The organism is Dehalobacter sp. DCM (assembly GCF_024972775.1).
Taxonomy (GTDB): Bacteria; Bacillota; Desulfitobacteriia; order Desulfitobacteriales; family Syntrophobotulaceae; genus Dehalobacter.
The window spans coordinates 3,845,681-3,871,687 of record NZ_CP092282.1; the positions used below are offsets into that span (position 1 = coordinate 3,845,681).

Genomic DNA, 26,007 nt, shown 5'->3' on the forward strand with positions numbered 1-26,007 from the left:
ACGGATGAATGTAGTCCAGGCTACATTTTCGGATATCATTCAAAAATGAACCAACTGGAAGGATGGGTGCTGTGAACCAAAATTGTCATAATAACGGATTTTGCTGCAACCTACAAGAAGATTTTCGCAACAGGCTATGCAAAGCGTGTTTCCGTTTATCATTAAAGCCCAAACAAGAGCTTTTATTTGACCATTCTACAAAACAAGTGGCGATCATCAATGAAGGGGTCGTGATTTCACTTTTTCTTTTAGAGGACGGCCGACAAAAGAGTGCGGAGCTACTTAAAGCCGGTGATTTGCTGGGTGCGTACAGCTTATTTCAGGAAAACAACTCCCAAACCGGCTATATGCTTTCTCTGACAAATGTCGGACTCTGTATGTTTCCTGCAGAAGTATTCGAGACTTTCTTCCAGCAAAGTCCGGAGTTCTCAAAGACAGTCCTGAGAAGTCTGTCCGACCGCTTTCATAAAAGCCTGAACCACTTGCTGCAGATGCAGATTTCTAACAGTGAAGATAAAATACGCTATGTTCTTGATTTCTTAAAGGAAGCAGGCATCGACCCGTCGTATCTTACCCATGAAGATTTGGCACTGCTTTCTGACCTGAACAGGGTAACCGTCACGCGAGCCATCAAAGTCATTAACCAGTTACACAAACAATAGCTTCTTGAAACAATCGCCGCTTCTCTCATCCATGAGCCCGGGGCATAAATTCATCCATGAATAAATAAAACCTTATGGTAGAACAAATAGCTATTATTCTATCAAAAGGCTTTTTCTTTTTGTGTCAAAATCACAAGTTGCAAATTCGAACGTTCAAAATTGAAGTCAACGACAATACTATTTTCAAAAAAATGAGCACTATCATACGATTAGGGCTTTTTCCTATTTGGCACAAAACGTGCAATATACATCCTTCAGTGTATTAAGGCAATCAAAACCATTACAAATAAAGGAGCGTGTTTTTGATGACGATCCCCAAGTTTGACCCCAATGAGCTGAAAATCGTTGCAGAAAATCCTGATTTTTTTGGCGACCCTGAACCGATCCCTGTCTACAATACTCCTGCCACAGGAAAAGAGGCTGTGAAAGCCTTGTTTGAAAGAAAAGCAATGTGGCAGATCCTTAATAGCTTCGGCACCGAACTCAAGACCTTTGCGCCAAGAATCAATCCGGAGAATATCGCCAGAGCTATGGTTCTCGATGCCCTTGCCGGCCCCGGCGGCGATAATCCGCAGGGAGGGAAGGACCTTTTCGGCATTGACTGGGAATTCATCCCTTCAGCGAATGGAAGTATGGTTCGACCCGGCAAGCCCTTTATTGCCGACGCCAATGAACTAATGGACAAAGTGGTCTGGCCGGATATCGACAGCTGGGATTGGGAAGGCTGCAAAATTACCAATAAGGATTACCTGAGCGGACCGTATGGGTATTACATTATCTTATTCACCGGTTTTTTTGAACGGCTGATCTCTTTTATGGATTTTGAAGGTGCCATCATAGCCCTGGCCGATGATGAGCAGCAAGACGCAATTAAAGAATTCTTCGATAAACTCTCGGATTTTTATATCCGCCTTATCGATAAATATATTACCTTTTTCCCGGAGATTGATTTTTTCACGCTGCATGACGACTGGGGCGCACAGAAGGACACCTTCTTCAGCCCGGCGCTGGCCAAGGAAATGATTGTGCCCTATATGAAAAAGATCGTGGATTTCGTCCATGCTAAAGGCAAATATATCGAAATTCACAGCTGCGGCTATAATATGAAACAAATCGAAAACTACATCGCCGCCGGCTTTGATATGTGGTGCCCTCAGCATATGAATGATACCGTGAAGTTATATGAATGTTACGGGGATAAAATCCTGATCGGGGTCATGCCTCCGGACTTTGATCCTAAGACGACTTCTGAAGACGAGCAGCGAGCGATCGCCAAGGCCTATTGCGAAAGATTCTGCCGGCCGGATAAACCCTCGATGCTGAACTACTCCGCCTATTTGAATTTCACCGGCATCAATCTCATGACGCGGGCGTTCCGGGAAGAAATTTATAAACAATCCCGGATCAATTACAGTAAATAGTTCACTTGACGCATGTTGCTGGGTGCAACGTCTGTTGGCTGCTAATTGTTAAGTGCATCGACCTCCAAGATCTTTGATTTTGGAGGTTAAACTATTTTTACACGCCCTTCTGCGTGTTCGGTTTGATTGTTTAAACAAAGGAGGATTTCTATGGAGAAAAAAATTGCTGAGAAATTGTTATATGCCGATATTATTGTGGTAAATATGATTTATTCAACTGGCACTATTCAAAGCTTCTGGTCGCATAATATAAAACCTTCCTAATTAACTTCGTTAAATTCAGTACAATTAAGGAATTAAAAAATATATAATAGTCAACTATAACACCGCCTTTTCAGAAGTTTTAGTTCTTCAGATCAAATGACTGCTTTAAAGCCCCTTCCGATACAATCTTAGGCTGGATTTCAACGGTAATCTCAGCTTCCCGGAAGGCTTTGCGCCAATCCGACTTAATTTCTCGCCAGGCTGAGGGATTATGGCGGTGCAGATATTGCATCAGACCCAGGCAGTCAGAGTCAAGTTCCTGGGTTTTCGCTATCGTTTTTAAGGTCAGATACTTAATTTTCTCTCCGACAGCCGCTTCTATACTACCTACGTTTTGAGCAGTAATGTGTAGATTATTGTTTTCGGCGAAAACACCGAATGTTTGGACTGTAATCTGAAAATAAAGCCTCCCCTTTACCATTTCAGCTTTAATTTTGTATTTGGAGCCGCCCATATAGTAACTCATTATTTGATTATCGAACTCAAACTTAAGCGGAATCCTGATATTTTTTAGATTTTCGGTCAGCAGCAGATATCCTGTCGCTTCATCTTTTTCCAGCCAGCCGACTAACTTGTCACTGCGGAAAACACCAAAACCTTCTATGATTAAACTATTGATTTGCGATTTTTCATTCCATTTCATCTGGGGCAATACCGGATCCCGGTCAGGGCTTAGAAGCCATTGACAGAATTCCTGAGATGTTACCCCTCTTGACACCCCTGTGATATGAGCAATCGCCTGCTGCTTCTTGGCCTGCACATATAGATTGGAGACAGTTAGCGGCTTTGCTTCCAGGAATGGTGCGGCCTTGCCTCTGGTTACAAATTGGTATCCGTTGGGCCTAACCTCAGGATAGCGCAAAAAGTCCTCTGTGATCTTCACCAATCCTTCCCTGGCTATTGATTCGCCAAAAATCATAAATAAATGATGCGTATAGATTGGCTTACGCGGTATTTGTTTGTCCATATCATTTAACGCATCCTGAAAGGTTTCACCTTCCCCCTGAAGCGTGATATCAGCCGGTGACTGGCTGGAAGATCCGCTTGAGCCGGATGTTTCACCGTTTGGCGCCTTAAGTATTAGCCAAACCCCTTTATACATCGGCTGACCGTTTTCCGTCACATAATCCAAACATCCTCCGGTGAGTATTGCTAAATCTTCTACTTCATTCCTGCTCCAGCAGCCTGAGAAAAAAAATAAACAAAGAACAAGCATGGCAACTAAAAGAAATTTGCCATATATGATGGTAAACTTTATTGCCCTTCCTTGCAAAAGGATACGCCTCCTTCTTTTTTTCGGATCACCGCCAGAACAAGAACCAGGAATGGCAACATAATTTGAAACAAAACCGCTAAGGGTGGCCAGTATGTTGTTAAAAGTTCCAATAAGACCATCGTATTGGGAAAGGCAAATGTTGCTCCGCCGAAAACAACGAGGCCGATGAACACGGCGATTAACTTAGGATGCTTCCTGCTGATCGTCTGAGTAGCTGCTAATACGGTAATATTTATAAAAAGAGAAGACTTTATCATTATTCCTGTCAGCCATAAGGGCAACAGTATCGTTTCTACACGTTGAATATAATTCCCGTATTCAATCCCCTTAGCAACGAACCATAACGGAAAAATCATTTTGCCGGTCATTTCCGGACCAATCATAACAAGTACGGACAGAGAACCAAACGTCATAAAGAAAATAGTGGCCATCACCGCATAGGAACCTTTTTTAAGTGTTTCCTGAGGTTTATTGATAAACGGTATCAGCATGAGAAGGACAGCAGTCTCGCTGTAATACAGGGCCGGAATCCCGATATTCCGGATCACCGGGGTTATCCCCTCTTCCAGTAAAGGCAGCAAATTGCCCGAATCGGCTTTCGGAAGCGGCAGGATAAAGGCCAGCAAATAGGCTAAGGTAAATAGCGGCAGAATAAACTGATTCATCCGCACGATAACCTCGATCCCTTTTTGCGATATATACCCGCATATCAAGACTAAAAATAGGTTGACCACAATCATTGGCGTCTCAAACAAGGAAGTCATGGTTAATAATTCGGAAGTCTCTCTGACAATAATGATATTCAGTGCTACTAAAAATAGCGTATACAAAGCCGACAGAATTTTGCCGCCAAACTTCCCTGCAATGAGCGGCATATATTCCGTAAACGTAAGCCGCGGAAACCGTAACCCCAGTTTGACGGCAATCAACAGCGCCGGAAAGGCAAATATGCCCCCAATGAAAGGAACCAGCCAGGCAGACTGTTTCGCCGTCGAGGCGCTGAGTCCTGGATTAAATAGCATGGCGGTAGGGGCGATCACCATGAATAGCAACATCGCGGTCTGGGTACCTGAAATCCGTTCTTTGTTTATTTTGTGTCCCCCCTTTTACGCTTTGGCGGTTGGAGTTTTTGCCGCATTTGTTGATCTGAATTGCGCTGCGGTTTTCTGCTGCCGAAAAACCGGGGACGGGTCAGCATTGCCCACCAGGGTACCCGGATAAACGTATCTTTCAGATCACGCGGTGTCAACGGGGCAATCGGGGATAAATAGGGTATCCCGAAAGAACGCAGGCTGCAAAGATGGGCAAGCAGGATCATTAAGCCAAAAATGATGCCGATAATTCCAAAAACACTGGCCATGATGATCAGCGCGAACCGGGCGATCCGGATGCTAGTCCCGACATTGTAATCCGGAAAGGTAAAAGAAGCAACTGCTGTCAAGCCCACCACAACCACCGACGTTGGACTGACGATCCCGGCATCGACAGCGGCCTGACCGATAACCAAACCGCCGACGGTACTGATGGCCTGACCGACAGTCCGCGGCAGGCGCACACCGGCTTCCCGCAAAAGCTCAAAAACCAGCTCCATTAAAAATATTTCCAGGGAAATCGGCAGCGGAAGATTTTCCCTGGCCCCGGCAACCGTGTTCAAGAGTGATACCGGGATCATGGCCTGGTTAATGGAAAAAGCAGCTACCGTTGTGGCCGGCGCCAACAGAGCGATATTGATGGCGACAAAGCGTCCCAAACGGGCAAAAGAGGCAAAGAGTGCGCTGTAATAATAGTCTTCGGAAGCCTGCATCAATGTGATAAAGGTGCAGGGGACTATCAAGACTGAGGGGGAATTATCGACAATAATGGCGATCCTTCCTTCAAACAGAGACGCCGCCGCTCTGTCCGGCCGTTCGGTATATTGCACCAACGGGAAAAGCGTCAGCGGATGATCAGAAATGAGTTCCTCCACATAACTGCTATCCAGTACACTATCGATTGAGATCCTGCTGATACGGTCTTTAACTTCCTGAATTACCTTTTCATTGGCGATACTCTCGATATAGCAAACATACATCTTCGTTTTAGACAATGTCCCAACAGTGAGACTTTCTGCTTTCAGTCGGTTGGTCCTAATTCTGCGCCGCAGAAGACTAAGGTTGGTTCCCAGATTCTCCACAAAACCGTCCCTGGGACCCCGGATGTTCGGCTCGGTCGTCGGCTCATTAATTTGGCGGATATCGTAACCCTGCACTGATGTTTTAATCCCGACCGGATATCCATCGATAATGAGTACAAGATTATCCTCCATTACCGCGTCCGTTACTTCAGAAATCCGTGATATTGTGCCTGCTTTATAATTGGTCAGCAAATATTTCAGAATTATCCCCGGAACGTCTCCTAGCAGTTCTTTCTTATTCACATATAATTCCAGCATAATTGGTTTTAGGATGGCTTCATTAATCATTTCCGGCTTGCATAGACTATCAGAATAAATTATAAAGGCATCGATGCGTTTGTCATAATCCAGCTGAAATTCCCGCACGGAAATATCCGAGCACTTATTAAAAATATGATTCAAAATTTGTCGGTTTTCTTCCATGCAGGACGTCAAAGGCCTATCCGGGCTTTCCATCGGGAAAGGTTTCCCCTTCACTTTATTTATCCTAAACATTTTACTAAATAGCTCATGACGCATTTTTCGGTCCATCCCCATGATGTGCTCTGCCTTTAGTATGGCAAATACGACTCTTTTTAGTCCATTCTCTTTCATAATTCCGGCTATACATCCCCGATATTTTTAGGATTACTTCACATGCTTCAATCGTTAACTGATATTCATAAGAAAACGTTCAATTAATGCACGGGTCTGGGATACTTTATACGTATTTTTTTCAAGCGGAATAACATCCGCCATGCCTGATTCCACAGCCTTCTGGATCAACGTCTCAGTAAGCTGTGTGTCCAACTAAAATTTCTTCGACATTTTTCAGCCTATAGGGTACAGGCGCCACGCCTCCCAGCACCATTGAAAGCGAAGCCAGGATGTCGTCCTCTATCTTATAAGCTGTTGCGAGACTTACAATGGCGAAATCGATAGAATTCCGAATACGAAGCTTTTCATAGTGCGTTGTATAATCGGACATATCCTTGATATTAATTTCCTTTACCAACTCACCGGCTTCCAAGATATCATCGGTTTTTAGTTTTAGCGTAAAGAAGTCGGAGGCTTTGATCGTCCTGTGCGTGGTAACAATATCGGCGTCTACGGCCATCAGCATCGGTGAAATATCGGAGGCATTGACGGCATAGCAGCCGCAGTTCATGCATCGGCCCGCCTCAGCCAAGGCTTCATCCTTCGTGAGGGAGGCGGCATCTTCTTTGTCCAACGAGCGCTCACCGACCGGAAGTTCATTCAGTTTAGCAGCCTTTTTCGCATGAAGCTTGGTATAATCTACTGACAGCGGTGCGCTCTGGTTAGCCTTTTCGATTTTATAGCCGAGATCACGGCTCATAACCTTGGCAGCTATACCACCGGCTTTGATGGCGCTGATGCAAATAACGGGTCCGGTTACGGCATCGCCGCCCGCATAGACGTTTTTGATGCTTGTTTTGTAGGTATTCGTGTCCACGTTGATCAAGCCCCGCGGCGATTTGATTTGAGAAGCAAGCTTCTCGTCCAGGAAATCTGTGCCCACGGCTTGACCGGTCGCCAGGATGATATAGTCGGTTGGGATGACTTCGGTAATACACTCATCATAGGTCGGAGCAAAGCGTCCTTGCTTATTGAAGACAGCGACACATTTCTTGGTCTCAAGACCAACAACCTTACCACCGGACTCAACGACCTTTGACAAACCAAGGGAGTTCCTGATGACAACGCCCTCTTCCACTGCCCGTTCAATTTCTTCTCTGGCAGCGGGCATCTCACATGCCTTTTCCAGGCACACCAGTGTAACGTTTTTAGCCCCGAGACGTTTCGCCGTCAGGGCAACATCCATGGCAACGTAGCCGCCGCCGCAGACGATAATGTTGTCGCCAAAATTCACAGCCTTCTTGAGATATTTATTGACTTCAACGAGGAAATCCATGCCAAATTGGGTTAGGTTCTCGCCGTCGATACCGAGTATGGGCTGTTTCCAGGCGCCGGTACCGATATAAACACTGTCATATTCAGACTCGATGTCGGCCATCTGGATATCTTTGCCCACCTCGACACCCATTTTAAACTGAATACCCATCCCTTCAAGGGCAGCAACCAATTGATCAACAGTTGACTTCGGCAGGCGATAGTGCGGGATTCCGTATCTTAAGACACCGCCGGCTTTTTCCATTTTGTCAATAACCGTCACACTGTGCCCCTGCTGACGCAAATAGTAGGCGCAGGTCATGCCTCCGGGGCCGGCGCCAGAACTATCAAAGAAAATATTGTCTATTGCAAGTAAAACGTAACAGACGAACAGGTGGTTGCCGCTTGCAAAGCGGTTGGGCTTCATCACTTTATCAAGACGCTGCCGCAGGGATATGACACGCCACTCAACGATAAAGCAAACCTTTCACAGGGGCAAAAGCAGCTTGTGACCATTGCCAGAGCTATGATTCAAAATGCGCCCATGTTGATTTTGGACGAGGCGACTAGTTCGGTAGACACCCGTACTGAACTGCTTATTCAGGAGGCAATGGATAAGCTGACGAAAGACCGCACATCCTTTGTGATTGCCCACCGGGTTTCAACTATCAAAAATGCCGACTTGATTTTGGTCATGAAGGATGGGGATATCATCGAAAACGGCAACCACAAGGAACTGCTTGCGCAGGGTGGCTTCTATGCCGACCTCTACAACAGCCAGTTTGAACCTGCTGCGTAAAGCAACACATTAATAACGGAATTTTGCAAGATACTATCATCGTGTTTATATTTGACCTGATTTTGTCGATCACGCCCAGTATTTAATTGAAACGAATAATATAAAGACGGTGTCGCAAAACTACAAAGTTTGGCGGCACCGCCTAATTCTATCGGAATAGAAAGTCTAACTAAGGTATATAAATTAAGCAACTATCACTGGAAGGTGTAACGAAAAAACCTTGAAGGCCCAACTGCCTAAAGGATAAATCTATCTTTTCAATACTGACTGAAGATTTTCACTTGCTTTTTTAATATCCTGCATCAAGCTATAAATATCCTCAATCTGGGTATTTTGTTCCGCTGCTATGGCCAAATATTCTTCAGTTGAAGCCGATTGTTCTTCCGAAATGCTTGCTATATTATCCATTTCCTGCCGAATCCGGGAAAAGATTAGTGTTGTATTCTCAACCATACCACTTTCATTGGCGATATATCTGTCAATATCCTCAAAAGATGCTATGATATTCACAAAACTTTCATTTACCTGCTTGACAATGGCCTCCCCTTCTCCGGATGCCATATCCCATCCCGTTTACTAAATTGGGGTGATATCGGGGTAGCTAGCTCTAAGGGAAAGACATTTCAGTGCCAATCAGTTGTCAATGGTATTAATAAGAATTTATTAGCTTTTGTTAAATAAATTAACTTGTATTTGGATGTTATTGATTTACAGAAATATGAATCAAGCCCTAACGCTTGAATGGATGGCATCATCTGCGTCAAACGATGCTCAAACTTTCCGTTTCCGGTTCGGAACTGGTCTTCTTTAATCCTCTGAAAATCGTTACCCAAACCCCAATCGAAATTATCATGATCAAAATGTCTGTAATAGCTTGGGAATAGATAAAACCTTTAAAACCAAAGAGCTTTGTTAAAATTAATATTGCGGGGATATACAATAGCCCTTGTCTGGAGATTGACAGAATCAAAGATGGAACGACTTTACCCATGGATTGGACAGCGGTGGTGATAGTGAATTGGATACCGAGAAAAGGAAGCGAAAGGATCAGCGCATGGAGTATCAACGTTCCCAGTTCAATTACTTCTTTATTACTGCTGAAAAACATCATAGACTGACGAGAAAAGAGCAGAAACAAAACAAAGAAAAGAAGACCTGTGATCGTACATAAGAACGTTGCCTTGTTCACAACTTCTTTTAAGCGTGTATAATTTCCTGCACCGAAGCTAAACCCCATGAGCGGCTGACACCCAATAGCGATTCCCAAAATAATAAAGAGTGGGATAATGAAAGCCCGTGTAGCTACCCCCATGGAAGCCACAGTAAGATCCCCATAAGCAGCAGCATAGTTATTGCTGACAATATTTCCGACACTCATCAGAATCTGCCCCAAAGCCGCCGGGATTCCAATTGACAACATTTGAAAGGTAATCGTTCTATCAAAAGAGAACTTATTTGGGGCTAAGGCAAACATACTTTGTTTGCTTTTACTGCGGTAACAGCAAAGATAATAAATGACTCCGATAAAATTAGCGATGACGGTGGCAATGGCCGAACCGACAATTCCCATACCCAGGATTAGAACAAATACAGGATTCAATACAATATTTAAAACTGTTCCGATGAGCATGCCATTTAAGGATTCTTTGACAGCCCCTTCCGACCTTAAGAGCTGACCGAGACTGAAATTCAGCATGATGACGGCGCTAAAAAGCAGAATAATAAAGCAAAAATTATAGGTATAGGAAAAGGTATGGGTACTTGCACCGAGTAACGTCACGAGTGGTTTGAGAAAAAGAAGCGAAATAATAGTCAGGAATATACCTAATGCAACACAATACAAGATAGAAACGTTTAACGTCTTTTGGGCTTGCGCAAAATTGTTTGCACCGATCATTCTGGATAAGTAGGCAGAGCCGCCGGTACCGATAATGCTGCTGATCGCCATGGTCAGCATGGTTATAGGCATTGCCAGCGTAATTGCCGCTAACTGATTGGGATCATTAAGTTTACCGATAAAAAATGTATCCGTAATGTTATAGAGAATTTGTACGACCATTCCTAGAACAGTCGGTAGAGCAAGCCGAGAAATGGCTTTATACACGGACATGGAATCTAAAATTTGGATTCTTTCTTGATTCACGATGTTTCTCCTTCTCATCAATATGGTGTTTGTTTTTATTAGTTATATTAGTTAGATATACTATAGTTTTAAATCTAACTATATAATATAATTATCCTTGCTAGTTGTCAATTATTTACCACCCCCAATAGTCAAGATTTTAAGTATGTTACTGTAATAAAGGGTGATTATTATCATCAGTTATCGACCTTTTTATAAAACCTTAATCGATAAAAATATAACGGAATAACAGCTTATTTTTAAATACGGCTTTTCAGCTAACATATTACACAGGATGAAGCATGGAAAAGCAATTACGATTAAGACCCTTGATACGTTATGAACATCCCAAAGAGTAACGTAGTTGAAATGCTGTCATATAGAGCTAAAGTTCATATAATAAATTACCGGCGAATAGGTAAAAAATGAGATGGGGGCGACCCCAACCGCAGCTTCTGCTCGCCGTCAGCCCGCCCCCTTGTTTATCGTGATGCTGGAACTGCCCGCCTACACTTACGGCGGGTCGTAAAGGTCATTGGTTGTTGTATCAATGACCTTTTATATCCCCCCGGCAATCAGCGTGTTCATCACCGTCACCGCTTCAGCCAGCTGAATATTCTCCGGACTCATTGGCATGGACAAAGCCTTTGCCTGCTCGTTGATTAATTCGGAGATTGTACTATCAATCGTCTCCAACCCCTTTTTAAGGGTATTATAAACCTGTAGGGCCTGATTCTTTTCCTGAAGCGCCTGCTCCTTGCCCGATTGGCTTGATCCCTGTCCTTAAGCGCTTGGGTGTAAGTCAAAATCGACATTGAGGGTCTGTTGACAAACCTGGTGCAAAAAAAAATATATACCTATCCAACGGTCCTCAACCAAAGGTTTCTGCATAGAACAAAATCTAGAACATGAAGAAGATATGGGACAGCTGGCAAGAGCGGCGCTGTCCCATATTTCACTAGTCTTTTAAGATTTAATGCCATCGCTGAAAAGAAGCATTGTTCTTGAACCTTCCAGACGCCTCGTTTTCGGGTAAACCTTAAGTTGTGACATCGTTTTTGCAAAGCAAAGTTTCCTTCACTGATTACTTGACGCTTCCGCATGACGTGTCGGTAGATAGCAGTACCAATCAAAGCGTGATTACGTTCCTGATCCTCTTGATAGAAATCCCGTCTAATTTCCTTGTAATTCGCTTTTCCGTTAATACAGCGGCTTTTCAAGGGACAAGATTTGCAATCCTCAGATCGTGTAACATAGTTCTTGCCAACTCTATAGCGCACCTTCCTCACACCTATGAATCTCAGTGTGCAGCCGTTTGGACAAATATAGCAGTCGTTTTGGGGGTTATATTTAAAATCATCAATACTAAAAAGTCCTTTTTCTTTGCGCCAATTGGCATTATGCCCATTATTTAGATGGATATATCCTCTCATACCGAGTTTATGCAAGCCATGATGTACAGCCACTGTATCATAACCGCTATCCAATCCAGCCCAGCGGTAAGGAAGCTTCAACGTTTGTTTCTGATAGGCTATACGTTCAACACAATAAGGTGCATCTGTGACATCACCTGGCGTAACATGCACGTCTGTTATGATACCATATTGAATATCCGAGCTTTGATGACAAAGATAATGAAAGCCTGCAGGCTTGGGATGTCTGTGCATCCATCCTGCTTCAGGATCGGATACGGCCTTTTTTTTTACGGTTACAGTCATGTCAGCATCTTCGCTTTTTTGCCTGATGTTCTGGCCATATTCGTCATTTAGTTTTTGCCAGTACTCACTCGGCCCCTCCATGAGAAGCACTTTCTCTGCATTGCCATTAGCGGCGTTGGCTTTAATATGCGTGGAATCCATAACCACACATTCACCGCCGATAAGTCCAGCTTCAGCACATTTTTTTACCACCGTGTTAAATATCTCCTGAAACACTTCTGTATCCTTAAACCTGCGTTTGCGGTTTTGGGAGAAGATGGAGTGATCCGGAACTTTGTCTTCCAGATCAAGGCCGAGAAACCAGCGATAGGCGATGTTGACTGTAATCTCTTCCACAAGTTTTCGTTCGGAATCTATCCCGTACAAATAGCCGATAATTAACATTTTTACTAAAATGACCGGGTCAACTGATGGGCGCCCAATGTCACTGTACACCGGCCTCATGATTTCATATATGAAGCTGAAATCTATTGCCGAATCCAGCTTCCGAAGAAAGTGTCCTTTAGGTACAAGGTCTTCCATTAATACGCACAACATTCGGTTTTGTCTGCTTTTTTGTTCTGTCATCATCGTCATCACCCTATTTAATTATACCATTTTGGAGGGTGATACTTCTTGGGTAAATTTGATCTATGGATGGCGTTTTAAAATTTGCCCTTTTTGAACTGTACTAAGCTTGCTTAGTGGATTTCAAAATGACCCAATTTTAAATTAGGGTTGTACTGGTCCTTTGTCAACAGACCCTTGATGTCGATTTTGAACTGTCGGACCCATCGGAAAATCCAGGCCCATATTCCTCGTAGAGCTTGATCAGTCGCCTATTCCCCCTGTTTAACCAGATCCTTTGCTTCCTGTAAACGGCGGCCGATTTCAATGGCACTGGCAAGCAGGATTTTTTTGGTTTGGGTGGTTATCATATTTATTTCTGCCGCAATGATAAGTGGTGTCCGTTCGGTAGTTAAATTATCCATATGTTCGTCCCTTCATTATTCGTTTAATGACAGCATATGAAGACGGGCTACGGTTGGTGAGAGCTTTAATAAGCGTATTTCAAATAAAAAAATCCCCATCAAACCTGATGGGGAACCGATTCCTTATGTAGATGCAAAGTCAACCTGTAATCCGAGTTATAGGAAGTCTAAGGGGTTATGGGTAGTTAGTTATTTTACGAATATCCACCGCGGATTCCATCCTTCTTTTTTAGATACAACAGATCACGTTTGCAATTAACGCCGGAAAGAAAATTATGAAGCCAGCTTAATAAGCATATCAGCAAACTTTTTATGAAGCAAGACTTCATTCTTCACAAAGACGATCGCTGCGATATTGACCATCACTTTCGGGTGCCGGGTTTCTTTGATTTGAACATTCCCATCCGTGGCAGACAACATGGCCGAATTACTCTGATCCGTCAAGAATGCCTTGATATGCCCCACTAAGCCGCCTTGGTCTTCGACCGCATCGGCAAGTGCTTTCAACTCTTTTTCCAAGGTGTCTTTCACCCATGTGTACTCCCGGGCTATCACACGTTCGGCAGCAAATATGACCGCACCCTCATGATGCGTCACGATGACCCCATCCTTATCCGCTTCAGCAATGGATTTATTATTTATGAATTCCAATCGCGGGTGAACGTTATAGTCATTCTCCATATTCTATCTCCGCCCTTTTCAATAATTCTTTCCAAAATTCATTTAGGAGCTCACCTGCTGCCGATATGGGATAGCATTGAGCGTCCGGGTTATATCCCCGAATACTTTCAGTCACCTTTTCTACGTCATCGGCTTCAACTAAATCTATTTTATTGATCAATACCGCGATTGTATCCTGCAGCTGTTCCGAAACAAAGTTCGCCATTGCCGCAACAAGCCGAAACCAGCGCTTGGTATCAACAAGCGCGATCGTTGACACCTTTAATTCCAATTCTTCTTCGACTGTTTTTTTAATCTTCACTGGGTTTGCCAGACCGGTTGCCTCAATAATCATCCATTCCGGGTTGAACTCTTTTTCAATAGCCTGAATGGAATCCGTCAGCTGGGCGGAGGATGTACAGCAAGCACAGCCGGCAAAGAGATTCTTTACAGTTAGCTCCGCGCTGTCTAAAAGCAGATTATCAACGCCGACCGAACCGATTTCATTTTCAATAATAACGACTTCAATTTTGTTTTCTCCGCCATGGGAGAAGTCAACTAAAAATTTAGCCAGTTGGATCAACACACTTGTTTTACCTGAACCCAGAAAACCACCTAAAATTATGACTTTAATGCTCATACCCTCCTAATCTCGTTCAAGCAGTAAAAATGATAGTTGCAAATAAAGTAACTATTTATTAGATTCAAAATCAATTTTTGCAATTTCCCGAATTCGTTCGATTCTACTTAGAAATGAACTGCGATCGATAAACAGTTTTTTGGCAGCGGCAGAAGCATTGAACCGGCATTCGAAATAAACAAACAAGGTTTTATAATACTCGGTTTCTTTCTCTTGATCGTGCTTTTTCAAGGCGATCAGTTTTTTGCTGCAAATTTGTTCCGCCGTAAAATTTTCTGTACATTTGCTAAGGATATATGCCAGTACGTAATTGTTAGAAAACATTGTAGTTGTTCAAATAGCGAAGGATCTTCAAAGAAAAATGAAGATGGTGACAAATATCCCTGTCCGTAATACTTAATTGTAAAACTTCCTGAATTTTATCAAGACGATAATGCATGGTATTGCGATGAATTTTCAATTCTTTAGCTGACACGACACTATTCTGAAAATTCTCAAGGTAAATATAAAGGCTTTGCGTCAGGTTGGTCAAATTCTTGTGGTCGTGTTCAAGCAATTTAAAAACAGCAGGGTGACAGTAATCCTTTAAGTCATCACCCAAAGCATGTCGATCGATAAAGTCATAAACAACATAATCGTCATAATTATATATTTGCTTACCTTTGTTGAGGTTGTGTCCCAATTTTAATGCACTTACAGATTGACGGTAATACCTACGCAATTCAGCAATATCATGAAAACATTGGCTGAGCCCGCTGAACATTTTATACTTTTTTAAAAAAGTGCTTAACTCCTTAAACTTGCCAGGCAAAAAGGGATTTAGATCATTACAGTCAAAAATAATAATGATGTGGTCATCATAGAGAACGGATTTGCTTCTATCGATGATACTCTCCAACTGGTCCCTGGCATAAGAGATTGTCGTGGTTTCAACATCACTCTCTTCGAAGCTAGCCGTCAGAATATAGAGGTTATCCATCATCTCTAAATCCGCATTGGATTCAATCTCTTTGATGGCCTCAGATTTGCTGATTTTTCCGTCTAACAAATCAGTAACAAAATGTTCATAGATGACCCTTTTGGCAAATCGGTATAATTTACTCTTCTGCATTTCCGACGATAGCAGCTTGCAAAGTAGTTCTACGATCTCAAGATCTCTTTCCTCAAAGGGTCGAAAATATTCAACGACAGCAACATGGCCAATAATATTATCTTCAACAGAAACCTTTTTCAAGATACACCTGTTCATAACAACAGGTGTATCTGAAATAAATGGGAGTTGACTATTGTACATTTTTTCGATAATACGATGCTGTTTAAAATACTGTAACTTTTTATCTGGGATACGGCCTTTTAACACCATTTCATTCCAAGCAGAGTCATAGGAAAAAATATCCTTTGTAAAAGCAACTAGTTTATAACTTGCATCGGTTAAAGCAATCGGATTATTAAGCAGTTCATAGGCCGTATCAATAATCTGCTGTAGACTGTAGCCTTTCAAAAAAGTATCAATTATTCTTTTTAAATCTTCAGAAAATCTTAACTGTTCGGCAAAGATATCGTTTATCAAATTAAAAATGAATTTGAAATCATTTTTTTCATCCAGAATAATGATATTAGCTTCGATATGCTTGAATTTATCCGTCTGTCCTACCTCTGTGGAAATGAATAAAATTATATTGCCGTGTTGATTTCTCAGTGCCTCTTCTGAAATGAGAGAATAATCTCCGATATAAATGATCGTTGGTTCAAAAGATATCTGCCCTTTGCTTAAAAGATGCACGGTACTATATTGGGTATTCTTATTATGAAGATATACTATCGGATCAAAATTACTCAATTTGTCAATTATTTTGGTAATAGGTATTTTCATAAACCTTCTCCTAATAAAAATATCATTATGGCTAAATAATCACTCTTCCGAAATCGTAAGCCCTTTTTGCACTGTTATCAGGCTTCTTGTCAATCAACAAAATTCTCATTATGCATTAAGCAATACAATTCTGAAAATAATTCAGTTCTTGGCCTAATGCTATTTATAATCTTTTTTGATAATCTGAGAGCGGATAACAAACTATTTTGGACTTACCCGTATTGCTCAATTGTTTTGTCAATTGTGAAAAACGGGATCGGACAATTTTTAGGAAAGGAGAAAATATCTTTAAGAAAAGTACTTACCGCATTTTTTTATGAAGAGGTGTAGGAATGAAAGAGATTAACAGAAACCTGATTAAACTTGCAATTCTCGGTGTTGCGATGTGCGACTCGGGAAACGGTGCCACATCACCTGCCCTTGGAACCATTATGGCCGGTATGCCGGATGTTGCGCCAAGCCTAGTTCAGATGATCATCGTTGTGCCTTCCATTTTTATGGCTTTAACGCCTATTGTTTATGCTAAATTACTCGATATTGGAGCGAGAAAAAGGACTCTTTTATTTATTGGTGCTGTTTGTTTTCTGGTCGGTGGCATTGGGCCTGCGTTGTTGCACAGCAACATCTGGGTTATCTTAGCACTCCGTGCTATTCTTGGTATTGGTAACGGTATCTGTTTGCCCATGTCTACCGACCTGGTTGTTGACTTCTTTGAAGGCCAGGAAAGGAACACTATGCAGGGATTTGTTTCCGCCACCATCGGGCTCAGTGGTATTCTATTTCAGCTCTTGGGAGGGTGGCTGGCCGGCATAAATTGGACCTATACCTTCTATGCCTATCTTGTTGCCATCATTTTCTTTGCAATTGCGTTCGCCTTTCTTCCTGAACCGGACCGCAAAGGTAAAATGGAAGCTGACGAAGGAATCAGCAATGTTCGTGAGCGGGCTAAACTTCCTGGAAAAACATATCTTATTGGTTTCATGGTTCTCTTCTATATGTTTGCCTGGATCGTTATGCCGACCAATGGGGCACCGGTGTTAGTCATGGATGGAATGGCTACTCCTGCACAAATTGGGGGAATCTTCGCCCTGATTACTGTTGGTTCATTTGTTATGTCTGTTCTTTTTGGCCCATTGTTTAAGGCTGTTAAATTCACTATGCTACCTATCTCTTTTTTGATTTCTGCATTTGGAATGTATGTTATCTATCTAACACATGATCTCACCATATTCTGTATAGCGACATTTGTTTACGGTATGGGATTAGGAATGGTTATGCCGTGTTTTGTCACCAAAATCACGGGAATTGTACCCTATTCTGCTCGTGGCGCAGCCGTATCAATTATCTATGTCGGTATGGGTATTGGTCAGTTTATTCAACCGATCCTCTTTAAATATTTCGGTGCTTATAGCTTCGGAAGACCCGCAATTCTGCTTGCAGCAATCGTACTTTTGGTTGGAGCCGTGATCGTCTTCATAATTGACAGAACAACACCGGCGAAGTATGTGTCAACAGAAAATGTAACCCAATAAGATATTACCTCCAATTCTTAAAATATCCGATACGAAGTCCAAATTGTTATCTAAGGGGACGCAAATATGAATGCGTCCCCTTCTTATATAATTGATGACAAAATGGCTAGATGGAACTATTTTTTATAAATAGCTTTTCCGTATTTTTCAATTGCGGCGTTTATCGGAATAAGCGCTTTAAAGAAGTCCATCGGATCCGGGCTATTCACCAAACGGTAAGCCATGATGACAAAGCCTCCGCGAGGTCCATATGTTTCAATTACTCGTTTAACCTCAGCATCGATTTCCTCATCCGTGGCATCCTCAGTACCGGGACGGCCATTCGTGTCATATCCGCCAATAATCGATAGCTTGTCTCCAAAATTTTCCTGAATCGCGACAATATTATTCATTGGCTGAGCCGAAGTCCAAATTACAGCACCTTCTTCGATAAAGTCAGGGATAATTTCCTCACATTTTCCGCAGGTATGCATTGCTGGAGTCATACCAAAAGCCCTGATCGCGTCATTCAGTCTCTTATGATGGGGTTTTATCAGTTCACGATAGACATTTGGTGCCATGAACAGACCACGTTCTGTCGCTGTATCGTCAAAACTAGTAAAAATATCTGGTTTGAAGTATTGTGATGCTCTTTCAACAATTTTAATTTTGTAATCCGTTATTGCTGCCATCAGGGCATAACACGCTTCAGGCTCCTCCATTAACGCGCAAAGCGCATTTTCAAAGCCCATAAGATGGGTTAGACGCAAAAACTGTCCATTCCAGCATTGGTATTCCACAGCTTTCAAATTCCGGTCTGCACCAGGCACTGCAAACTGCGCTGCAGCAGCACCTTTCCAGTCAAAGGTATCCAGATCCGGGAATTTTACAATATCCTCCCAGGCGGTTACATCATCAAGCACCGGTTTTCCTCCGGGAACAGACTGACCGCCAGCAGACGTTGATGCATGCCATACGACGCCAAATCCATCCAAGCCGCCGCCTAAAGGCCCATTCTCATAGGTTTCAAACATTGCTCCCGTACATATAACATCCGTCATTTGATTCGGAATATATTCCGGAATCTTATGTTCGACTGCTGCAAGCAGAAAATTTTCTCGTGGTGATAACATAAAATACCTCCTATCTACTAATCCTTATTTCCCCTCTTTAGAGGAAGATGGCCCAAGGTTTTCTTGAGCCATCTTTGATTCTAGAACATTTCTTTACTCATTCTGTCAATTTCTTTGCTTACACAATCATAGACACCGGGGAATGAGCTAATATTCATCCCTTGCGTCAAATTTGGAACAAAGAATAATTTCCCACATGTTTCACATGCTTTTCTAACATGTTTAGCACAGTTTTCCACCGTCCACCCGGGGAAGTCTATGACACCGCTGTCTAATTCTCCCATAAAGGTGATTTGTGGCCCATATTTTTTAATCAGTTCAGGTGTATTATTGGTAGTCATAACACCTTGCCAGATATCAATGCCCACTTCAATCATTGCGGGTATCAGATTGGCACTGTAAGCATCATTATGGTGAACTATCAGTTCGACACCGTTCGCTTTATAAAAACCATAGATCTTTTTATAAGCCGGCACAAGGAACTCATCAAACATTTCAGGAGAAACGAAAGAATTTTTCTGGCTTCCCCAATCATCATGATGGAATATACAGTCTGGATGTATTTTTTCAACTAAAATTTTTGCCACGTCCAATTCATATTGGGTAAGGTAGTCGATGAGTTCCTTCATTGCTTCGGGTTCTTCATACATAGCCATCAAGGCATCTTCTACGCCCATCAGGTGATGGGTCATTTCAAAGATCCCCGGTGCGATTACCGCTGCAACATATTCTTCTTTACGGTCAACGCTGTTGGCATGGGCAATTGCCGGTGCCCAGAATTCATCCGATGCTGGAATTTTGGGTGCTTTAACGTATTTCTTCCACTCGGTAATATCTTTGAGCACCTTGTGCTTCTCATCATGAAGAGGAAATGCGCCAAGTTGTCCTTCCGGCCAACTGAATGTAATACCCCAGCCGTCGACCACTGTTTGGCCAGGCATACACATTGTACTAAGATAAGCCTCATGAATAACGTTCATAAATTCAAACTGGTTAACAAACCGATCTGGGCTTCCACCCTTCATTGTTTCGATTAGGTTTTGTCTCTTCGTCAGCATTTAAACTTATCCTCCTTCATAATTGCTAAATAATTAATGAAGATTACTGTACTATGCTTGTTAAGCTTTAACCAGTTCAACTGCTTTTACCGCAGCACTGCCGGCATCCGGAGCAAATCCGTCAGCACCGATTTCGTTAGCAAATTCCTGGGTTACAGGCGCGCCGCCGACGATGACTTTGAAGCCAGTTAATCCGCTGCCTTTGATGGTCTGCACAGCTTCTTTCAGCGCCGGCATCGTGGTGGTTAAGAGTCCGGAACACGCAACCAGGGTTACGTTCGGATTTTCTTTGATGGCTTCGATCCATCTTTCAGCCGGGACGTCAACGCCGAGGTCAACCATCGTGAAGCCGGCACTTTCGATCATCATGGATACGAGGTTTTTACCGATATCGTGCAGATCGCCTGCGACAGTTCCGATAATGCAGGTTCCTAAAGAGTTGGAGCTGTCCCCAGACATTAACGGTTTTAAGACATCGACGCCTTTAGCCATGGCTTTTGCGGCCATCAACATTTCGGGAACGAAGATTTCACCAGTGGAGAATTTGTCACCGACGATACCCATGGAATCAACCATGCCTTGGAGAATGTCTTTGGCAGCACTACCTTCATCCAGTGCTTCTTGAACCAGAGTGGGAACCAGTTTTGTCTTTCCTGCTTCTACCATTGCTTTGACTTCATCGATTTTAGCCATTTTTAAGTCCTCCTTGATATTTGGTTATATTAAATTAAATAAAGAAACACAAGCTTAAGGTACGTTCGCCCTTATTTCTTTTGACCAAATTTGCCTTCTCTGAACCCACCGATGTATTCCATACAGTACTCGTCCTGACCCATGAGCGCTTCAGTGGCAAAGATCATACCCAAGAGGTCCTGGTTAGTCGGGTCAATGATACCGCTGTCCATACCGGCGTTCATCGCCAGTACAAGGAATGCCTGGTTGACAAGCTTACGAGCCGGCAGGTTGAAAGAGACGTTACTGCAGCCGCCGGTGATATGGATTGTTGGATACTGCCTCTTGATTTCTTTCATAACGTCCACGATCATATTGATGCCGTCTTCAGAGGTGCAGAGCATTTCAACGAGCGGATCGATATGCAGACGGGACGGAGCAATATTGAACTCTTTGGCGCGTTTCATGATGTAGTCGAAAACTTCCAGGCGTTTTTCAGCTGTCTTGGAGATACCGCTGTCGTCATTGAGCAGGGCGACGCATTCCCATTTGGTATCCGCGATGATAGGAAAGATCACATCGATTTTATTGCCTTCCCCAGATACGGAGTTAATGAGACCGGGTCTTTTGCAGAAAGGAATCGCAGCTACGATGGCCTGTTCGTTGGGGCTATCGATGCAAATCGGGGTATCGGTTACTTCCTGGACCAGGTCGATCAGCCATTTCAGGGTCTCCACTTCGATGTTGACATCCGTGGATGCGCAAACGTCGATAAAGTTGGCTCCAGCATCAGTCTGGATTCTAGCCAGATTGCGGATAAAGTCAGCGTTCTTTTCCGCGATGGCTTTGGCGACGGACGGAATCGCACCGTTGATTTTTTCACCAATAATAATCATGACGACTCTCCTTTTAAAATTTTCATTAGCATTTGTTTCAGAAAATCGAGAAAAAGTTCTACGATAATTACGGCATCATTATACAATTATTTTCGCAGTATGTAATTGTACGATTAGCTGTTAATTATTTATTCTTTATGTACGCATAATACAACACAGTTCAATGTTTTATGACAACCAGCAGTTATTGCCATTTATACTTTGGCAACCTGTGCTAACTTTTTCGAAACTACGACAATATCGTCAACTGTTGCAGATATTTCTTCATTTGCTGCAGCCTGATTTTGGAAAGATAAGCCTATTTTATTTACTTTCTCGCTAATAGTATTGATTGCTTCTTTAATCTCCATCAGCGATTGGCTGACCCTTTGAGCAGAATCTTTACTCATATTGGAGAGTTTACCAACCTCGCTAGCCACCACACTAAAACCCCTTCCAATATCTCCTGCGCGTGCCGCCTCAATGGCAGCGTTCAAGGCGAGCAAATTTGACTGCGAGGCAATTTCTTTTATCCCGCTTATAATTCCATCTATTTCCTTGATTCCAGACTGTGTCCGATTTGTATAGGAAACCATTTCATCAGTGAATAATGACAAGTTTTGGGATTCATTAGCAATATCACTAACACCTATACCAAGCTGTTCCAGCGAATTAAACATTTCCGATGATAGTTTTTCAATTTCTTTTTGGTTTTCATACGAATATGTTATGCCAATAGTATTGCAAACTATATTGTTATCGTTAGTAACCGGATTACTTATTGCTCTCAAATACCTTCCAGCAACTTCTGGCGGATAAATAACGGATTGACTTATATTTTCTCTTATAACTTTTTGAACAGCAGGATCAGCAATACCATCACCAACTTTTAGTCCCCCTGAATGCAGTTCATTACCCTCGAAAATATGTGTTACCTTTTCTAAGTCCGAGATAATGATCACGAAATCCATATGCAGTATGTCCTTCAAATATGGCGCTATCGCAATAAATTCCGGAAGATACTTTATATTCATAACTTAGCCACCCTCCTGAATGCAGATACAATACTCAGATTCTCTGAGCACAGCTACTGGTCGTCTACAATAGTATTTTTTACGAAAATGCGGTTTGAACATGCCTTGACTTCACCATGGGGCAAGCGCACTTTAGAACGGCTGCAGGCCCTGCCGCAGATCAATCCGGTATAGAGGCAGCGTACCGGCCGGTGGTACCCGATTCCCATATCGTTACCGCACTGATTACATTTATTATCGACGTAGTAGCCGCGAATGTTATACGCGCCGCAGGTTGGACACTTTTTTGGTGCTTTGAGTTCTTTACGGCATCTGCCGCATAACGGATTGCAGACCCAACAGCCCATAAGATTAGCTCCTTCCAGTCAAAGATTCTTAAGTAAGGATTCTGGGAATGTCCGGAATTAAACGTATCAAGATTATGTGGGATTAAATAAAGCGATTATAGAGGGCCACACCTTACGGGAGTGACCCTCTTTTCTCATTAAGCTAAAATTACGATGCAAAAAATATTTAGTTTAAACCTTATAGTTTATCTAGGCGCAAACAAAACCATTTTTGGTTTGTCTGCCATTTTTTTAGCAAGCTCTTTAACAGGGCCGTACGTCATAACATCTGCCTGACAGTGAGCAACACAGGTTGGGAATTTGCCGACTTTGACCAGATCTTCGCAAAGATCACAGAGAGAGGTTGGAATCGGAACATAGACGAATTCATATCTTCCATTTTCCAATTTGCGCGGGCCATCCTGGGCCAGCTTGATTCCCCATTGTCCGTAGGCTAGTTTATGCTCGACTTTGCAAGCGGCTTCACAGGTGTGGCAGCCAGTGCAGAAATCATAGTCAATCAACAATCCGTAGCGCTCATTATTTTTGGACATAGTTGAATCCTCCCAATCTTGTTACTTGTTCTGTCGGCATAATTTTACTGTTTTCTTCAGTTACTTTGTAGACCGTGCAAAGTTGGTTTTTATACGGAGCGCCATAGCCTGTGGGACCGTTCTGACACATCGTCGTCAAGTTGTTGCAATTAGAATCAAATACGCCGTACAGGGAAGGTTCAGCTGCTTCTTTTTCAGGGAACCACCAGCCATGCTCTGCATTCACGACACCGGGATGCAGCATTTCATACTTGACTTTTTGTTTGAAACGGCCGCGATAGTTTTCCACCCAGACCCAGTCTCCTTCTTTGACACCGAACTTGGCGGCTGTTTCCGGATTCATTTTGATCATCGGATCCGGATGGAACTCACGGTTCAACTTCAGCTGCCTGTGCTCGGAATGGAAGAATTCCCAAGAACGGTGACCGGTGGTGAGGACTAGCGGATACTTTTTGTGTAGTTCGGGCGTGGAGTACGGGCTTTCAGGGGGTTCCTGATACCACGGCAGCGGGTCAAGTCCCCATGCTTCAAACAGGCTGAGCTTCAGTTCGACCTTGCCTGTCGGCGTATTGAAACCAGGTTTGCCGTCGGGACGAAGCATCCCTTTTTCATATTTGTAGTATTCGAAGTCTTCATACTGGCAAACGACGTCGCACAATTCATCAAAGGTCATGCCCATTTTGCTGGTCTGATCGCTGATAATCCAGTCGATCCATTCCTTGTCGTCTTTCCACGGGAAAAGTTCCGGACTGAAGCGTTTGCCAAGTTCGAGGATCAGCTGTTCATCGGATTTTGCTTCATAGTATGAAGCGACTTTGCGAATGCTGGCAGTCGGCATCCACCAGTTTCTCTGGCTCCAACGCTCACTGCTCATGGCGCAAGGCAGGACCAGGTCGGCAAAGGCGACGGCTGTCGGGGTCATGAACATATCGACAACGACGTTAAAGTCAGCTGTCTTGATGGCTTTATAAAGACGCGGTGCTTCGGCACCCATATTGGCAATCGGGTTAGTGCTCTGAAACCAGAACATTTTGATCGGATACGGAACTCCGCCGGCTTCAATGACTTTGAGGAGGGTATCGGAGTGGGCTGTTGCACCGAAACCAAATTGCTTCAGGGGCAGATCCATCCCAATCCGTTTAGCGGTCACTTCCGGAGGCAAGATTTCAATACCGTAGTCATAGGCAAGGCCCTGGTCGAAGGCATAACGGATGATGGATTGGCCGCCGGGTTTATCCAGGTTGCCGCAAATCGCCCATAGCGCGTTGATTGCCTGGGCAGCAGAAATGCCGCATTGCGCCATGTCGACGGAGACGCCCCAAGTCCCTGCACCGCGCTCAGCTTTTCCATATAAACGGGCAGCTTCGACGATCGTGTCTTTGGGAATCCAACAAATCTCAGCTGCTCTTTCGGGAGGCATGGTGGCGACACGTTCGGCAAAATCGTCAAAACCGTGACACCATTTTTCTACAAAGGCATGGTCATAGAGGTCTTCTTTGATGATGACATCGTTCATGGCCATAGCCAAAGCAGCATCGGTTCCTGGTCTTACCCGGAGCCAAATATCCGCTTTAGCTGCCAGCCAAGTCAGCATCGGGTCAACAACAATAAGCTTGGAGCCCCGCTTCATACATTCAACAATCCAGTGGCCCAAGGAGCTGTCCGGATTGGATATGATGGCATTTTGCCCCCACAGCAGAATGACTTCCGGAAGCTTCCAGTTGGGATTTTCATACCTGTCCGGGAAATGAGCGGAATAATCACCGAAGGTGAATTCGCCTTCCGTTACAGCTTCAGTCACCAGACGGGGCATGGAGCAGGACTCGCCACTTAAGAAACCGAGCGTAAAGTTCGGGCTGCCGAAAGCGGCATAGCAGAGATAGGGAACCTGCCAAATAACGTTACGGCCGGTACCTTCCATACAGACGATCGATTCAGGACCGTAGTCTTTTTTAATACCGTTGACTTTCTCTACGATGATATCATAAGCTTCATCCCAGGAGATCCGTTCCCATTTGTTTTCGCCACGCTCACCGACTCTTTTCAGCGGCCATTTCAGTCGGTCGTTGCTGTCGGCAGCTTCGACATAGTTGATACAGCGCATGCAAAGTTTACCCAGATTAAACGGATTATACGGGTCGCCTTCGATTTTTTCCACTTTGCCGTTCTTCGTGTAGTAAACAACACCACAGCCGTTATGGCAGCCAGGGCCTGACCACATGGTTGTACGGGTACAGGTGTATTCGCCGTCCTGCCATTGGGCTTCGCCTTTATGCTTCTTATAATATTCGGATATTTCGTAAGCCATAATTTAACCTCCACTCATTTTCTAAAGAGATCTTTTCTGATCTTAAGGTCTAATGGAGCTTTTTCGG

25 protein-coding genes and 1 pseudogene are annotated in these 26,007 nt (G+C 43.4%); 4 read left to right on the plus strand and 22 right to left on the minus strand.

The features are described from left to right. The first annotated feature begins 71 nt into the window (after positions 1-71). Together LPY66_RS17840 and LPY66_RS17845 are read left to right on the plus strand one after the other, a co-directional pair. On the plus strand, positions 72-662 hold the full coding sequence (locus LPY66_RS17840; protein ID WP_337985594.1) for a Crp/Fnr family transcriptional regulator: 591 nt from the start codon (positions 72-74) through the stop codon (positions 660-662). A gap of 305 nt (positions 663-967) precedes the next feature. Continuing rightward, on the plus strand, positions 968-2,083 hold the full coding sequence (locus LPY66_RS17845; protein ID WP_337985595.1) for a uroporphyrinogen decarboxylase family protein: 1,116 nt from the start codon (positions 968-970) through the stop codon (positions 2,081-2,083). Positions 2,084-2,426: 343 nt separating this feature from the next. Here the strand turns inward: LPY66_RS17845 and LPY66_RS17850 are convergent, their stop codons facing one another. The 5 genes from LPY66_RS17850 to LPY66_RS17870 all read right to left on the minus strand — a co-directional run bounded on the left by LPY66_RS17850 (position 2,427) and on the right by LPY66_RS17870 (position 8,053). Continuing rightward, on the minus strand, positions 2,427-3,620 hold the full coding sequence (locus tag LPY66_RS17850; RefSeq protein WP_337985596.1) for a Ger(x)C family spore germination protein: 1,194 nt from the start codon (positions 3,618-3,620) through the stop codon (positions 2,427-2,429). Further along, the gene (locus tag LPY66_RS17855; RefSeq protein WP_337988134.1) at positions 3,602-4,714 is read right to left on the minus strand and encodes a GerAB/ArcD/ProY family transporter; all 1,113 of its coding nucleotides are present in this window, start codon (positions 4,712-4,714) and stop codon (positions 3,602-3,604) included. The genes LPY66_RS17850 and LPY66_RS17855 overlap by 19 nt, the downstream gene beginning before the upstream one ends. Beyond that, positions 4,711-6,291: a spore germination protein gene (locus LPY66_RS17860; protein WP_443112499.1), complete on the minus strand. Its 1,581-nt coding sequence runs from the start codon at positions 6,289-6,291 to the stop codon at positions 4,711-4,713. Before LPY66_RS17860 ends, LPY66_RS17855 begins: the two co-directional genes overlap by 4 nt. Before the next feature lie 153 nt (positions 6,292-6,444). Next, positions 6,445-6,585: a hypothetical protein gene (locus tag LPY66_RS17865; protein WP_337985598.1), complete on the minus strand. Its 141-nt coding sequence runs from the start codon at positions 6,583-6,585 to the stop codon at positions 6,445-6,447. After that, a complete protein-coding gene (locus LPY66_RS17870) occupies positions 6,566-8,053 on the minus strand; it encodes an FAD-dependent oxidoreductase (protein ID WP_337988135.1) in 1,488 nt (495 codons plus the stop codon). The genes LPY66_RS17865 and LPY66_RS17870 overlap by 20 nt, the downstream gene beginning before the upstream one ends. Here LPY66_RS17870 and LPY66_RS17875 point away from each other — a divergent pair. Then, a pseudogene (locus LPY66_RS17875) lies at positions 8,030-8,485 on the plus strand (ATP-binding cassette domain-containing protein); the annotation flags it as partial. The gene LPY66_RS17870 and the pseudogene LPY66_RS17875 sit on opposite strands and share 24 nt — an antisense overlap. 249 nt (positions 8,486-8,734) lie before the next feature. On the opposite strand, the gene LPY66_RS17880 reads toward LPY66_RS17875, so the two are convergent. From LPY66_RS17880 to LPY66_RS17920, 9 genes are all read right to left on the minus strand, one after another. Further along, on the minus strand, positions 8,735-9,046 hold the full coding sequence (locus LPY66_RS17880) for a hypothetical protein (protein ID WP_337985599.1): 312 nt from the start codon (positions 9,044-9,046) through the stop codon (positions 8,735-8,737). Between the two features lie 199 nt (positions 9,047-9,245). Further along, positions 9,246-10,628, minus strand: coding sequence for an MATE family efflux transporter (locus tag LPY66_RS17885; RefSeq protein WP_337985600.1), 1,383 nt, complete (start codon positions 10,626-10,628; stop codon positions 9,246-9,248). 537 nt (positions 10,629-11,165) lie between these two features. Further along, positions 11,166-11,303, minus strand: a complete 138-nt coding sequence (locus LPY66_RS17890; RefSeq protein ID WP_337985601.1) for a hypothetical protein — start codon at positions 11,301-11,303, stop codon at positions 11,166-11,168. 161 nt (positions 11,304-11,464) lie between these two features. After that, entirely contained in the window at positions 11,465-12,895 is a 1,431-nt protein-coding gene (locus LPY66_RS17895; protein ID WP_337985602.1) for an IS1182 family transposase, read from the minus strand. A 248-nt stretch (positions 12,896-13,143) separates the two neighbouring features. Next, positions 13,144-13,296: a DUF3102 domain-containing protein gene (locus LPY66_RS17900; RefSeq protein WP_337985603.1), complete on the minus strand. Its 153-nt coding sequence runs from the start codon at positions 13,294-13,296 to the stop codon at positions 13,144-13,146. 273 nt (positions 13,297-13,569) lie between these two features. Next, the gene (locus LPY66_RS17905; RefSeq protein WP_337985604.1) at positions 13,570-13,977 is read right to left on the minus strand and encodes a hypothetical protein; all 408 of its coding nucleotides are present in this window, start codon (positions 13,975-13,977) and stop codon (positions 13,570-13,572) included. Continuing rightward, positions 13,967-14,596 carry a GTP-binding protein gene (locus LPY66_RS17910; protein ID WP_337985605.1) on the minus strand — a complete coding sequence of 210 codons (630 nt, stop codon included), beginning with the start codon at positions 14,594-14,596 and terminating at the stop codon, positions 13,967-13,969. Before LPY66_RS17910 ends, LPY66_RS17905 begins: the two co-directional genes overlap by 11 nt. Positions 14,597-14,647: 51 nt before the next feature. Beyond that, positions 14,648-14,920, minus strand: coding sequence for a helix-turn-helix domain-containing protein (locus LPY66_RS17915; RefSeq protein ID WP_337985606.1), 273 nt, complete (start codon positions 14,918-14,920; stop codon positions 14,648-14,650). Further along, positions 14,910-16,469, minus strand: a complete 1,560-nt coding sequence (locus tag LPY66_RS17920; RefSeq protein ID WP_337985607.1) for a PucR family transcriptional regulator — start codon at positions 16,467-16,469, stop codon at positions 14,910-14,912. Before LPY66_RS17920 ends, LPY66_RS17915 begins: the two co-directional genes overlap by 11 nt. Positions 16,470-16,801: 332 nt before the next feature. Between LPY66_RS17920 and LPY66_RS17925 the strand changes: the two genes are divergently transcribed. Beyond that, positions 16,802-18,001 carry an MFS transporter gene (locus LPY66_RS17925; protein ID WP_337985608.1) on the plus strand — a complete coding sequence of 400 codons (1,200 nt, stop codon included), beginning with the start codon at positions 16,802-16,804 and terminating at the stop codon, positions 17,999-18,001. A gap of 116 nt (positions 18,002-18,117) precedes the next feature. Here the strand turns inward: LPY66_RS17925 and LPY66_RS17930 are convergent, their stop codons facing one another. The 8 genes from LPY66_RS17930 to LPY66_RS17965 all read right to left on the minus strand — a co-directional run bounded on the left by LPY66_RS17930 (position 18,118) and on the right by LPY66_RS17965 (position 25,940). After that, positions 18,118-19,113, minus strand: a complete 996-nt coding sequence (locus tag LPY66_RS17930) for a uroporphyrinogen decarboxylase family protein (RefSeq protein WP_337985609.1) — start codon at positions 19,111-19,113, stop codon at positions 18,118-18,120. An 80-nt stretch (positions 19,114-19,193) separates the two neighbouring features. Next, complete coding sequence (locus LPY66_RS17935; RefSeq protein WP_337985610.1) at positions 19,194-20,171, minus strand: uroporphyrinogen decarboxylase family protein; 978 nt, start codon at positions 20,169-20,171, stop codon at positions 19,194-19,196. A gap of 60 nt (positions 20,172-20,231) precedes the next feature. Beyond that, a complete protein-coding gene (locus LPY66_RS17940) occupies positions 20,232-20,864 on the minus strand; it encodes a corrinoid protein (protein ID WP_337985611.1) in 633 nt (210 codons plus the stop codon). A gap of 71 nt (positions 20,865-20,935) precedes the next feature. Then, entirely contained in the window at positions 20,936-21,739 is an 804-nt protein-coding gene (locus tag LPY66_RS17945) for a methyltetrahydrofolate cobalamin methyltransferase (RefSeq protein ID WP_337985612.1), read from the minus strand. A gap of 194 nt (positions 21,740-21,933) precedes the next feature. After that, positions 21,934-22,752 carry a methyl-accepting chemotaxis protein gene (locus LPY66_RS17950; protein ID WP_337985613.1) on the minus strand — a complete coding sequence of 273 codons (819 nt, stop codon included), beginning with the start codon at positions 22,750-22,752 and terminating at the stop codon, positions 21,934-21,936. Positions 22,753-22,805: 53 nt separating this feature from the next. After that, positions 22,806-23,099, minus strand: coding sequence for a hypothetical protein (locus LPY66_RS17955; protein ID WP_337985614.1), 294 nt, complete (start codon positions 23,097-23,099; stop codon positions 22,806-22,808). A 185-nt stretch (positions 23,100-23,284) separates the two neighbouring features. Continuing rightward, positions 23,285-23,632 carry a 4Fe-4S binding protein gene (locus LPY66_RS17960; RefSeq protein WP_337985615.1) on the minus strand — a complete coding sequence of 116 codons (348 nt, stop codon included), beginning with the start codon at positions 23,630-23,632 and terminating at the stop codon, positions 23,285-23,287. Further along, positions 23,619-25,940 (minus strand): molybdopterin-dependent oxidoreductase, encoded by a 2,322-nt coding sequence (locus tag LPY66_RS17965; protein ID WP_337985616.1) that lies wholly within the window; start codon positions 25,938-25,940, stop codon positions 23,619-23,621. Before LPY66_RS17965 ends, LPY66_RS17960 begins: the two co-directional genes overlap by 14 nt. Positions 25,941-26,007: the final 67 nt, after the last annotated feature.

Bases quoted from the DNA above. Each gene is read 5' to 3' on its own strand.
- LPY66_RS17900 (WP_337985603.1), bottom strand. From the start codon at position 13,296: ATGGATAATTTAACTACCGAACGGACACCACTTATCATTGCGGCAGAA.
- LPY66_RS17845 (WP_337985595.1), top strand. From the start codon at position 968: ATGACGATCCCCAAGTTTGACCCCAATGAGCTGAAAATCGTTGCAGAA.
- LPY66_RS17910 (WP_337985605.1), bottom strand. From the start codon at position 14,596: ATGAGCATTAAAGTCATAATTTTAGGTGGTTTTCTGGGTTCAGGTAAA.
- LPY66_RS17895 (WP_337985602.1), bottom strand. From the start codon at position 12,895: ATGATGACAGAACAAAAAAGCAGACAAAACCGAATGTTGTGCGTATTA.
- LPY66_RS17920 (WP_337985607.1), bottom strand. From the start codon at position 16,469: ATGAAAATACCTATTACCAAAATAATTGACAAATTGAGTAATTTTGAT.
- LPY66_RS17965 (WP_337985616.1), bottom strand. From the start codon at position 25,940: ATGGCTTACGAAATATCCGAATATTATAAGAAGCATAAAGGCGAAGCC.
- LPY66_RS17915 (WP_337985606.1), bottom strand. From the start codon at position 14,920: ATGTTTTCTAACAATTACGTACTGGCATATATCCTTAGCAAATGTACA.
- LPY66_RS17950 (WP_337985613.1), bottom strand. From the start codon at position 22,752: ATGAATATAAAGTATCTTCCGGAATTTATTGCGATAGCGCCATATTTG.
- LPY66_RS17955 (WP_337985614.1), bottom strand. From the start codon at position 23,099: ATGGGCTGTTGGGTCTGCAATCCGTTATGCGGCAGATGCCGTAAAGAA.
- LPY66_RS17925 (WP_337985608.1), top strand. From the start codon at position 16,802: ATGAAAGAGATTAACAGAAACCTGATTAAACTTGCAATTCTCGGTGTT.
- LPY66_RS17960 (WP_337985615.1), bottom strand. From the start codon at position 23,632: ATGTCCAAAAATAATGAGCGCTACGGATTGTTGATTGACTATGATTTC.
- LPY66_RS17935 (WP_337985610.1), bottom strand. From the start codon at position 20,171: ATGCTGACGAAGAGACAAAACCTAATCGAAACAATGAAGGGTGGAAGC.
- LPY66_RS17905 (WP_337985604.1), bottom strand. From the start codon at position 13,977: ATGGAGAATGACTATAACGTTCACCCGCGATTGGAATTCATAAATAAT.
- LPY66_RS17880 (WP_337985599.1), bottom strand. From the start codon at position 9,046: ATGGCATCCGGAGAAGGGGAGGCCATTGTCAAGCAGGTAAATGAAAGT.
- LPY66_RS17945 (WP_337985612.1), bottom strand. From the start codon at position 21,739: ATGATTATTATTGGTGAAAAAATCAACGGTGCGATTCCGTCCGTCGCC.
- LPY66_RS17930 (WP_337985609.1), bottom strand. From the start codon at position 19,113: ATGTTATCACCACGAGAAAATTTTCTGCTTGCAGCAGTCGAACATAAG.
- LPY66_RS17860 (WP_443112499.1), bottom strand. From the start codon at position 6,291: ATGTTTAGGATAAATAAAGTGAAGGGGAAACCTTTCCCGATGGAAAGC.
- LPY66_RS17940 (WP_337985611.1), bottom strand. From the start codon at position 20,864: ATGGCTAAAATCGATGAAGTCAAAGCAATGGTAGAAGCAGGAAAGACA.